General features: G+C 64.2%; 14 protein-coding genes. 10 read left to right on the plus strand and 4 right to left on the minus strand.

The window, feature by feature from the left end; genetic code table 11:
- Window positions 1–107: 107 nt before the first annotated feature.
- The 3 genes from EN780_RS17920 to EN780_RS17930 form a co-directional block, all read right to left on the minus strand.
- On the minus strand, window positions 108–347 hold the full coding sequence (locus EN780_RS17920; RefSeq protein WP_128274876.1) for a hypothetical protein: 240 nt from the start codon (window positions 345–347) through the stop codon (window positions 108–110).
- A 348-nt stretch (window positions 348–695) separates the two neighbouring features.
- Window positions 696–1,073: a TIGR02301 family protein gene (locus EN780_RS17925; protein ID WP_127284267.1), complete on the minus strand. Its 378-nt coding sequence runs from the start codon at window positions 1,071–1,073 to the stop codon at window positions 696–698.
- A gap of 73 nt (window positions 1,074–1,146) precedes the next feature.
- Window positions 1,147–1,575: an NUDIX hydrolase gene (locus tag EN780_RS17930; protein WP_127311623.1), complete on the minus strand. Its 429-nt coding sequence runs from the start codon at window positions 1,573–1,575 to the stop codon at window positions 1,147–1,149.
- 116 nt (window positions 1,576–1,691) lie between these two features.
- Between EN780_RS17930 and EN780_RS17935 the strand changes: the two genes are divergently transcribed.
- Window positions 1,692–2,468 carry an SOS response-associated peptidase gene (locus EN780_RS17935; protein ID WP_127286318.1) on the plus strand — a complete coding sequence of 259 codons (777 nt, stop codon included), beginning with the start codon at window positions 1,692–1,694 and terminating at the stop codon, window positions 2,466–2,468.
- Window positions 2,469–2,560: 92 nt separating this feature from the next.
- Here EN780_RS17935 and EN780_RS17940 read toward each other — a convergent pair whose 3' ends face one another.
- On the minus strand, window positions 2,561–2,716 hold the full coding sequence (locus EN780_RS17940; RefSeq protein ID WP_127286319.1) for a hypothetical protein: 156 nt from the start codon (window positions 2,714–2,716) through the stop codon (window positions 2,561–2,563).
- Between the two features lie 390 nt (window positions 2,717–3,106).
- Between EN780_RS17940 and cysS the strand changes: the two genes are divergently transcribed.
- The 9 genes from cysS to EN780_RS17995 form a co-directional block, all read left to right on the plus strand.
- Window positions 3,107–4,540, plus strand: coding sequence for a cysteine--tRNA ligase (gene cysS, locus EN780_RS17945; RefSeq protein WP_128274877.1), 1,434 nt, complete (start codon window positions 3,107–3,109; stop codon window positions 4,538–4,540).
- Between the two features lie 256 nt (window positions 4,541–4,796).
- The gene (locus EN780_RS17955; RefSeq protein ID WP_245478299.1) at window positions 4,797–5,156 is read left to right on the plus strand and encodes an endonuclease domain-containing protein; all 360 of its coding nucleotides are present in this window, start codon (window positions 4,797–4,799) and stop codon (window positions 5,154–5,156) included.
- Entirely contained in the window at window positions 5,153–5,539 is a 387-nt protein-coding gene (locus EN780_RS17960; protein ID WP_128274878.1) for a VOC family protein, read from the plus strand. Before EN780_RS17955 ends, EN780_RS17960 begins: the two co-directional genes overlap by 4 nt.
- 23 nt (window positions 5,540–5,562) lie before the next feature.
- The gene (locus tag EN780_RS17965; RefSeq protein ID WP_127393285.1) at window positions 5,563–6,054 is read left to right on the plus strand and encodes a GFA family protein; all 492 of its coding nucleotides are present in this window, start codon (window positions 5,563–5,565) and stop codon (window positions 6,052–6,054) included.
- On the plus strand, window positions 6,051–6,527 hold the full coding sequence (locus EN780_RS17970; protein WP_127393286.1) for a GFA family protein: 477 nt from the start codon (window positions 6,051–6,053) through the stop codon (window positions 6,525–6,527). The genes EN780_RS17965 and EN780_RS17970 overlap by 4 nt, the downstream gene beginning before the upstream one ends.
- A gap of 17 nt (window positions 6,528–6,544) precedes the next feature.
- Complete coding sequence (gene pip, locus EN780_RS17975; RefSeq protein WP_245478302.1) at window positions 6,545–7,492, plus strand: prolyl aminopeptidase; 948 nt, start codon at window positions 6,545–6,547, stop codon at window positions 7,490–7,492.
- A 197-nt stretch (window positions 7,493–7,689) separates the two neighbouring features.
- Window positions 7,690–9,306: a citramalate synthase gene (cimA, locus tag EN780_RS17985; RefSeq protein WP_128274879.1), complete on the plus strand. Its 1,617-nt coding sequence runs from the start codon at window positions 7,690–7,692 to the stop codon at window positions 9,304–9,306.
- An 82-nt stretch (window positions 9,307–9,388) separates the two neighbouring features.
- Window positions 9,389–10,318, plus strand: coding sequence for an EamA family transporter RarD (gene rarD / locus EN780_RS17990; protein ID WP_128274880.1), 930 nt, complete (start codon window positions 9,389–9,391; stop codon window positions 10,316–10,318).
- 48 nt (window positions 10,319–10,366) lie between these two features.
- The coding region (locus EN780_RS17995; protein ID WP_133372636.1) for a glutathione S-transferase at window positions 10,367–10,831 on the plus strand (465 nt) is incomplete at its 3' end.

The raw sequence follows: 10,831 nt of genomic DNA on the forward strand, positions 1-10,831 counted from the left end.
CCTTTCACACGCAGGCTTGAGTAACCGTTTGTAAATACGACATTTTTGGGGTCGTACCCGCCAAAATCCGTCGCGTTGCAAAAGCCTGCGTTCGATAGTTTCCAAACTTAGCCGATTAGGCCGGCGATCACCTTTTCACGCATGCGGTCGAGCAGGGCAAGAGCCGAGGTCTCGCCATTGGCGCGCAGCATCTCGCCAAACGCGGTTTCAAGCGCTGCCTCGGCGATGATTTCCGGCTCGATGCCGGCCGACAACCCTTCCGCCCACGCCTCGCTGTGGCTCTCCACGGCGGTCAGGCGCTTCTCCTCCCTGACCAACGCGTCGATGTCGTTGACGGCATGTTCCATTGCGATGTCCACCCTGTTCAAGCGACGATCCGTTGTGCGGATCGGGCCTGGGCTGTCCCTTTCACACGCAGGCTTGAGTAACCGTTTGTAAATACGACATTTTTGGGGTCGTACCCGCCAAAATCCGTCGCGTTGCAAAAGCCTGCGTTCGATAGTTTCCAAACTTAGCCGATTAGGCCGGCGAGCGGCACCAAAACCTTCAGTTTGAGTTAATTTCACATCCGCGCCGTAACGTTTCGTTAACGCTGTTGCAGAAGTGCAACATAAGGATTGCACCAAGATGGCGGCATAGACAAGCGCTGGTTCTGAAAACCTGTGGGTGGCGAGGGGGCGGGAGGCCGGACGCCGTCAGTTGCCGTAGCGCGAGGCGATGTCGCGCGACAGCGTCTCGCCTTCCTTCATGTAGCGGCTGATGGCTTCCGTCGCCGAGGCCGTGCATTGCGTGTAGGTGCCGCCGAAGGAACGGTAGCCGCGGTTGAACGAAGCGATGAAGCGGGCGCGCCGCTCAGGGTCGGGGTTTTCCGATGCCAGCAGCTTTTCCATTTCGACCCGCCACTGGTCGCCCTTCTCGCCGCAGAGATTGCGCAGGAAATGAAGCGATCCCAGCACTTCCGCCAGCCGCATCAGCCCAGGCTCGAACGGCGCCTCGGCGGCGAGCGCCGGCCAAGCCGTCAGCGTCATGCAGGCGGCAAGCCATGCGGCAAGGAAGGGTGAGGCGCGGGTCATCAGGTCCTTGTCGTGACGAGGATAAGGCTTTGTGGCGAAACATCTTGTCGCCTGCAAGGCGATTTTCGCGACCCTACGGTCCTGTATTTCCCCGAGCCCCCAGCAATTCCTCCGCCACCTCGAAAACGTCTCCCGCCAGCGGCATGGTGGCCATCTCGGCCAGCGTATAGAAGGCCGCCGTCTCGGCATCGTCGCTGGCCACCGGCTCGCCGCCGGCGTAAGCCGCGCCGAACACGGTCAGCAGATAGTCGACCGCGTGATTCTCACCGCTGCCATCGATGTGGATGTCGCGCAGCGGGCGGTAGCCATGGGCCAGCAGTCCGGTTTCCTCCTCGAGCTCGCGCGCCGCCGCTTGCGACAGCGTCTCGCCGGGCTCGACCTTGCCGCCCGGATAGGCATAGAGCCCTTGCGACGGCGGCCGTGCCCGCTTGACCAGAAGGACCTTGTCGCCGCGCACGATCGCGACGGAAACGGCCGGGATGATCTTGCGAGCTTCTTTCATGCGCTTGGGGCCGCTTCGTCTGTCAGCTTGGTTGTGGACCGGACAGCTTTAGCCGTTGCAGTGCCGTGGTTCCATCGCCACTTTCATGGCGATCCCCAATCGAAGAGCCGAAATCCATGTGCGGACGCTTTGCCCTGACCGCCACGCCGGAGCAGACCGCAGCCTTTCTCGGCCTAGCGGAATTGGAGACGTTTCCGGCCCGCTACAACATCGCGCCGACGCAACCGGTGCTGATGGTGCTTGCCGGTCCGCCAAGGGCGCCGGGCTCGAATTTGCCGGACCGCCAGCCGATGCTGGTACGCTGGGGGCTGATTCCGACCTGGGTCAAGGACACCAGGGAGTTTCCGCTGCTGTTCAACGCCCGCTCCGAGGGAGCGGCGCAAAAGGCGTCGTTCAAGACCGCCATGCGCCATCGCCGCGCCTTGGTGCCGGCCTCCGGCTTCTATGAATGGCGGCAAGCCGGGGACAAGGGGGAAGGTGGTTCGAAGGGCCAGCCCTACTGGATCCGTCCCAGGCATGGCGGCCTCGTCGCTTTCGCCGGACTGATCGAGACCTATGCCGAGCCGGGCGGCTCCGAGATGGACACCGGCGCCATCCTCACCGCCCGTGCCAGTTCGGGCATCGCCCATATCCACGACCGCATGCCGGTGGTGATCGAGGAGCGCGACTTTGCCCGCTGGCTGGATTGCCGCGTGCAGGAGCCGCGCGACGTCGCCGACCTGTTGCGGCCGGCCGAACCCGATTTCTTCGAAGCTGTCCCGGTTTCCGACCTTGTCAACAAGGTCGCCAACACCGGGCCGGAGATTCAGGAGCGGGGCATTGTCGGGCCGCAAGCCGAGAAGGTCAGGCGCCAGAAGTCCGGCGCGGACGACAGTCAGATGACGCTATTCTAGCGAAGCCCGTCGAGGCCTTCATTTCCAGGGCGCTTGGTCGAGCCCTCATCGCCGGCGCCCCCATCATCGGAGGCTGCACCGGTCGTGCCGTTTCAGGCGGCGCGCGGCGAGATGATCTTCTGTGCCGGCTTCTTCTTCTTGGCGGTGTGCAGAAGGGCGGCGACGATCGCGGCCGGTCCGATCGCCCGATATTGGTTGGCGAGCGCCGGTTGCTTGGCGCGGCTCGGTTCCTGCTTGCTTCGTGGCATTGGTCTCTTCCCTGGTAACATTTGCGTGTCCGCGTTTGATGGCCGATTCCGACCAAATCGTGACGCCTGGCGATCTAGCCGGCGAATGTTTCATCACTGTGCCGACATGTTTAATAAAATGTTTCAGTGCCTCATAAGCCGTGACCCGGCGACTCGTTTGCTCAAAGTTGCGACTTGACGGCAACACCCGGCAAGGCGATAAAGCCGCGCATGAAAACGTTTTTCGCCATTTGTGGCATTTGCATTATTGACTAGCCTCGCGCTGGTCCGGACGTTTTCGCCTCATCTTTCCCCAGATTGGACAAACGCCCCGGCCAGCAGGCTGGAGCCCGGTTTGCGCCTTGGCGCAAGGAAGGCTCCGTCCAAATCCAAGGGATCGGAAGGGCACGCATGTCTGACGCATCGAAGGGTCTCAGCCTCTACAACACGCTGACGCGGACGCAGGACGATTTCGTCCCCATCGATCCGCAGAATGTGCGCATGTATGTGTGCGGCCCGACGGTCTACGACTTTGCCCACATCGGCAATGCGCGGCCTGTAATCGTCTTCGACGTGCTGTTCCGTCTGTTGCGCCAACTCTATGGCGAGAGCCACGTCACGTATGTGCGCAACATCACGGATGTCGACGACAAGATCAACGCCCGCGCGCTGCGCGATTTCGGCGCCGAGATCGCGTCGGGCAAGCTGTCGCTCAACGAGGCGATCCGTCGTGTGACGGAGAAGACCGCCGACCAGTACCACAAGGATGTCGCGACGCTCGGCTGCCTCCCGCCGACCTTCGAGCCGCGAGCCACCGAATTCGTCCTGCCGAGGCCGGACGGCAAGGCCGACATGATCACGCTGATCGAGCGCCTGATCGGCCGCGGCCACGCCTATCAGGCGCAGGGTGAGGTGCTGTTCGACACCGCCTCGATGCCCGACTACGGCGATCTGTCGAAGCGCAATCTCGACGAACAGCAGGCCGGCGCCCGCATCGCCGTCGACGCGCACAAGAAGAACCCTGGCGATTTCGTCCTGTGGAAACTGTCCTCGCCCGAAGAGCCGGGCTGGGAAAGCCCGTGGGGCAGGGGCCGGCCGGGCTGGCACATCGAATGCTCGGCCATGTCAGCCGCCTACCTCGGTGAGGTCTTCGACATCCATGGCGGCGGCCTCGACCTGATCTTCCCGCACCATGAAAACGAGATCGCCCAGTCGCGCTGCGCCCACGGCACCGAGGTGATGGCCAACGTGTGGATGCACAACGGCTTCCTTCAGGTCGAGGGCCAGAAGATGTCGAAGAGCCTCGGCAATTTCTACTCGATCCATGAGCTGCTGGAGACCGAGACCTTCGGCGGCCGCAAATGGCCGGGCGAAGTGCTGCGGCTGGCGATGCTGATGACGCATTACCGAGAGCCGATCGACTTCTCGGTGCGCAAGCTGGAGGAAGCGGAGAACACGCTGCGCAAGTGGAAGCGCGCCTCGGATTTGGCGCCGGCGGCCGGGCAATTGCCGGCGGAGGTCGTGGCGGCGCTGTCCGACGATCTCGCGACCTATGCCGCCTTCCAGCAGTTGACGCAGCTTGCCGGCGAGGCGGCGGAAGGCAACGATGCCGCCGCGTCGCTGAAGGCCGCGCTCGCCTTCCTCGGCTTCGATGTCGGCACGGCCGAGGTGGACGAGGCGGCCATCGCCAAGGCCATCGCCAAACGCCTGGCGCTGATCGCCGGGAAGAACTGGGCCGAGGCCGACCGCATCCGCGACGAGCTTCTGGCGCAGGGCGTGCAGCTGAAGGACGGTAAGGATCCTGTCACCGGCGAGCGTGTGACTACGTGGGAGATCAAAAGGTGAGGTTGGGCGCTCGGATAGCAGGATTGGAGAGGTTGGAGCGAGGCCCCCCTCTCTGTCCTGCCGGACATCTCCCCCTCAAGGGGGGAGATTGGACGTTGGCTTGGCTTTCGCCAATCACCGAGGTGGAAAGTGGAGCGCCGTCGGCGAAGCTGCCGATCTCCCCCCTTGAGGGGGAGATGCCCGGCAGGGCAGAGAGGGGGGCCTCGCGATGACCCATCATCGGGTATCTCCCGCCAAACGCGGCAATGCGCGCAAGATGCGCAAGGCGATGACCGATGCCGAGCTGAAGCTTTGGAATGAGGTGCGTGCTGATAGGCTGATGGGAATGGCGTTCCGACGTCAGATGCCGATAGCTGGCTACATCGTGGATTTTGCCTGCCCCAGCAAGAAGCTGATCGTTGAACTGGACGGCTCTCAGCATGCGTCGCCTGACGTCTCCGCATCCGATGCTGCGCGAACCGCGAAGCTTGAAGCGCTCGGCTGGACCATCCTGCGCTTCTGGAACGACGACGTCATCCGCGATATCGACAATGTCTGCCAGCACATCGTGATCGAGGCTGGCCTCGCCGGCGCCGATAGGCCGGCGCGCGAACCGACAAGGGAGGCAGTTCCATGATCGACCATCTCGGCATCACCGTTTCCGATTTCGACGCCTCGAAGGCCTTTTACGACAAGGCGATGGCGCCGCTCGGCGCTTCGCTGCTTTACATGGTGCCCACCGAATACACCGGCGGCGCCAAGGTCGGCGGTTATGGCCGCGACCGGCCGGTGTTCTGGCTGAGCTCGGGCAAGGACAAGCCGAAGGATCACCAGCATGTGGCCTTCACCGCGCGCAGCCGCGCCGAGGTCGATGCCTTCCATGCCGAAGCCCTTGCCGCCGGCGGCAGGGACAATGGCGGCCCGGGGCTCCGCCCGCACTATCATCCGAACTACTATGGCGCCTTCGTCTTCGATCCCGACGGCAACAACGTCGAGGCGGTCTGCCATGATCCGGAGTGATCGGCCATGAATTGGAGTGAGTCATGAGCCTCGACAACCGGCCGGTCTATACAGGCGGCTGCCAATGCGGCGCGGTGCGCTTCCGCGTCGAGGGCGCGCTGGGCGATGCCTCGATCTGCCATTGCCGCATGTGCCAGAAGGCGAGCGGCAATTTCTATCTGCCGCTGGTCTCGGTGCGCGGCGCCAGGGTCGAATGGACGCGCGGCGAGCCCAAGCGCTTTCGTTCTTCCAGCGCAGCATGGCGCGGCTTCTGCGCCGAGTGCGGCACGCCGCTGACCTTCGAGGCGCCCGACGGCATGGCGCTGGCGATCGCCGCCTTCGACGATCCGGCCGGCATCGCGCCCACCATCCAGTGGGGCACCGAAGCGAAGCTGCCTTACGTCGATACGATCCCGAAATTGCCGGGCGAGGACACGATGGCCGACATCGGCTCGGCGCCTTATCTGGCCGAGCTCGTCTCCTATCAGCACCCCGACCACGACACCGACCAATGGCCGCCGGAGGAAAGATCATGACCGACACCGTTCGAACCGGCGGCTGCCAATGCGGCGCCGTGCGCTTTCGCATCAAGGGCGCGCTCGGGCGCCCGTCCATCTGCCATTGCCGCATGTGCCAGAAGCAGTTCGGCTCCTTCTTCGGGGCGCTGGTGACGGTGCCGAAGGATGGCGTCGAATGGACCCATGAGGAGCCGAGCTACTTCCAGTCCTCCGTCAACATCGATCGCGGCTTCTGCGCCCGTTGCGGCACGCCGATGACCTACCGCCAGCAGGGCCAATTGGAGATCGCCATCGGCGCCTTCGACGACCGCTCCGACCTCGCGCCGCAGATCCAGGTCAACTACGCGGTGCGGCTGCCCTGGGTGGAAAAGATCTTCGAAGCGCCGATCCATGAGGACTCCGACTTCTATCGACGGCAGGAGCAGATCATCTCCTTCCAGCATCCCGATCACGAGACGGCCAACTGGCCGCAGCAGGGCTTGAAACTATGACGATCGCCGGCGGCTCCATGCGTACCCTCTATCCGGAGATCGAACCGTTCGAGTCGGGCATGCTCGATGTCGGCAATGGCCACACCGTCTACTGGGAGCGCTCCGGCACCAAAGGTGCCAAGCCGGCAGTCTTCCTGCACGGCGGCCCGGGCGGCACCATATCGCCAAAGCATCGGCGGCTGTTCGATCCCAAGCTCTACGACGTCATCCTCTTCGACCAGCGCGGCTGCGGGAAATCGACGCCAAACGCCTCGCTGGAGGCCAACACCACCTGGCATCTCGTCGCCGATATCGAGCGCCTGCGCGAAATGGCGGGCTTCGACAAATGGCTTGTGTTCGGCGGCTCGTGGGGTTCGACGCTGGCGCTCGCCTATGCCGAGACGCATCCTGAGCGGGTGAGCGAACTCGTCGTGCGCGGCATCTACACGCTGACGCGCGCCGAGCTCGAATGGTACTATCAGTTCGGCGTGTCCGAGATGTTCCCCGACAAATGGGAGCGTTTCCTGGCGCCGATCCCGGAAGCCGAGCGCGGCGACATGATGGCCGCCTATCGCAAGCGGCTGGTCGGCTCCGACCGCAAGGCACAGGTCGAGGCCGCGCTTGCCTGGAGCCTGTGGGAAGGCGAGACGATCACGCTCTTGCCGGAGCCGGAAACCAGCGGCAAGTTCGGCGAGGACGACTACGCCGTCGCCTTCGCCCGCATCGAGAACCATTACTTCGTCCATGCCGGCTGGCTCGAGGAGGGGCAGTTGCTGCGCGACGCCTGGAAGCTGAAGGATATCCCCGGCACCATCGTCCACGGCCGCTACGACATGCCGTGCCCGGCGCGCTACGCCTGGGCGCTCCACAAGGCCTGGCCGAAGGCGGATTTCCATCTCATTGAAGGCGCCGGCCATGCTTACTCGGAGCCGGGGATCTTGGATCGCCTGATCCGGGCGACGGATGGGTTTGCGGGGAAGAACTAGTCGATGTACGGCTTTCCGTCCCACCCCCCTCTGTCCTTCCGGACATCTCCCCCGCAAGGGGGGAGATTGGATATCGCCTTCGCTTTCGCCAATCGCCGACGCTGCAGGACGAGCGCCGTTGGCAAGGCTGCCGATCTCCCCCCTTGCGGGGGAGATGGCCGGCAGGCCAGAGGGGGGTGCTCAAGCGCCTTGTCATCATGAAAAAAGAAAGACTGTTCCTCTTCGACACCACCCTGCGCGACGGCCAGCAGACGCCGGGCATCGACTTTTCCGTCGAGGACAAGATCGCCATCGCCAAGCTGCTGGACGAGTTCGGCATCGACTATGTCGAGGGCGGCTACCCCGGCGCCAACCCGACCGACACCGCCTTCTTCCAGCAGAAGCGAACGGCGCGGGCAAAGTTCGTCGCCTTCGGCATGACCAAGCGGGCAGGCGTCTCGGCCTCCAATGATCCGGGGCTGGCGGCGCTCGTGCAGTCGACATCGGATGCAATCTGCTTCGTCGCCAAGAGCTGGGACTATCATGTGCGTGTCGCGCTCGGCTGCACCAACGAGGAGAACCTCGACTCGATTAAGGTGTCGGTCGAGACGGCGGTCGCCGTCGGCAAGGAAGCGATGGTCGACTGCGAGCATTTCTTCGACGGCTTCAAGGCCAATCCCGCCTACGCGCTTGCCTGCGCCAGGACCGCCTACGATGCCGGCGCGCGCTGGGTGGTGCTGTGCGACACCAATGGCGGCACGCAACCTTCGGAAGTGCGCGCCATCGTCGAGACGGTGATCGCCGCCGGCATTCCGGGCGAGCATCTCGGCATCCATGCCCATGACGACACCGGCCAGGCGGTAGCCAATTCGCTGGCCGCCGTCGAGGCCGGCGTGCGCCAGATCCAGGGCACGCTGAACGGCATCGGCGAGCGCTGCGGCAACGCCAATTTGATCTCGATCGTGCCGACGCTTTCGCTGAAACCGGCCTTCGCCGACCGCTTCGAAACCAGCATTTCGGCCGAGGCGCTGACCGGCATCTCGCGCCTGTCGCGCGCCTTCGACGAATTGCTGAACCGCGCGCCGGAAGCCCAGGCGCCCTATGTCGGCGCTTCCGCTTTCGCCACCAAGGCCGGCATCCATGCCTCGGCGCTGGCCAAGGAGCCGGCGACCTACGAGCATGTGCCGCCGGAAGCCGTCGGCAACCGCCGCCGCGTCATGGTCTCCGACCAGGGCGGCAAGGCCAATTTCCTCGCCGAGCTGAAGCGGCGCGGCATCGACGTCCCGAAGGACGATCATCGGCTCGATGCGCTGATCGCCGTGGTCAAGGAACGCGAGGCCTCGGGCTATGCCTATGAGGGCGCCGACGCCTCCTTCGAGCTGCTCGCCCGCAAGATGCTGCACGGCCTGCCGGAGTTCTTCAACGTCACCTCGTTCCGCTGCATGGTCGAGCGGCGCTTCGACGCCAACGGCCAGCTGAAGACGGTGTCGGAGGCGATCGTCAAGGTGATGGTCGATGGCGAGGAGAAGATGTCGGTGGCCGAAGGCCACGGCCCGGTCAACGCGCTCGACATCGCGCTCCGCAAGGATCTCGGCAAATACCAGAACGAGATCGGCGACCTCGAGCTTGCCGACTTCAAGGTGCGTATCCTCAACGGCGGCACCGAGGCCATCACGCGCGTGCTGATCGAATCGCACGATTCCAGCGGCGCCCGCTGGTGGACGGTCGGCGTGTCGGAAAACATCATCGATGCCTCTTTCCAGGCGCTGATGGATTCGATCATCTACAAGCTGATGAAGAACCGCGACATGGCCGGGCTGGTGGCGGCGGAGTAGGTTGAACCATCACAGAAAGTCCATTGATCCATCAGCAATTTGCGATGGTCTTGGGCGGGCGTCTGGCGCATAGCGTTGGGCCATGGCTACCGAACCCGATCAGCTCGATGCAGACGCCAAGGCCCGCCGCGGCTTCCTCCTGGCGCTGGGCGCCTATCTGCTGTGGGGGCTGCTGCCCTTCTACATGAAGGCTGTCGCGCATCTGCCGCTGATCGAGGTCATCTCCCACCGTATCGTCTGGTCGGTGCCGATCGCGGCATGCGTGCTGGTCTGGGCCGGCCGCACAGCCGATTTCAAGGCGGCGATCCGTTCGCCGAAAAGCATCGCCATGGCGGCGCTGACGGCGGTGCTGATCTCGATCAACTGGGGCATCTATGTCTGGGCGATATCCGTCGACCGCACCGTCGAGACCGCGCTCGGCTATTACATCAACCCGCTGGTGGTGGTCGTCGTCGGCGCGGTGCTGCTCGGCGAGCGGCTCGACCGGCTGCAGATCGCCGCGGTGGTGCTGGCGGCGATCGCGGTGATGGTGCTCACAATCGAGGCCGGCAAGCTGCCCTGGGTGTCGCTGGCGCTGGCCTTCTCGTTCGCCGCCTACGGCTTCTTCCGCAAGACGCTGCCGATCGGCCCGAGCCAGGGCTTTTTGCTCGAAGTGCTTTTGCTGTCGGTGCCGGCGCTTTGCTATATCGCCTACCTGATCGCCACCGGGCAGGACCATTTCGTCTCGGGCAACGGCACCGATACCGCGCTGCTGATCGGCTGCGGCCCGGTCACCGCCGTGCCGCTTCTGCTCTTCGCCTTCGGCGCCAGGCTGTTGCGCCTCTCCACCATCGGCATCATGCAGTACATCGCGCCGACCATGGTCTTCCTGATCGCCGTGCTGGCCTTCAACGAGCCGTTCGGCACAACGCAGGCCGTCGCCTTCGGGCTGATCTGGACGGCACTGGCGATGTACAGCTGGTCGATGTTCAGGGGGCGCGAGGTTCGCCAACCGGCGCCGGCGGCAAGATAGAAGCGGTTTTCCGTCCGGAACTGCATGAAACGAGGAGGGGCGCGCCCGATGTACGTTCTGCACATTGGCAACAAGAACTATTCCTCCTGGTCGCTGCGGCCATGGGTGCTGATGCGCACTCTCGACATTCCCTTCGAGGAGCGACTGACGCCGTTTCCGACCGGATCCAGTTTCAGCCTTTTTCGGTCGTTCTCGCCCAATGGCCGAGTGCCGTGCCTGGTCGATGATGGCTGGGCGGTCTGGGATTCGCTCAGCATCGTCGAATATCTGGCCGAGCGCCATCAGGACGTGTGGCCGGCGGACGCCAGGGCGCGTGCCTGGGCGCGCTCGGCCGCAGCCGAAATGCATTCGAGCTTCACCGCGCTCCGCAACCTCTGCCCGATGAGCTGCGGCGTGCGCGTCGAGCCGTTCCCGATGTCCGATGCGCTGAAGCAGGATCTCTTCCGTCTGAGCGATCTTTGGAATGACGGCCTCGCCCGCTTCGCCGGCCAGGAACGGGCCGCCGATGCCTTC

The sequence above is a fragment of the Mesorhizobium sp. M4B.F.Ca.ET.089.01.1.1 genome (genome assembly GCF_004022605.1).
Lineage (GTDB): Bacteria > Pseudomonadota > Alphaproteobacteria > Rhizobiales > Rhizobiaceae > Mesorhizobium > Mesorhizobium abyssinicae.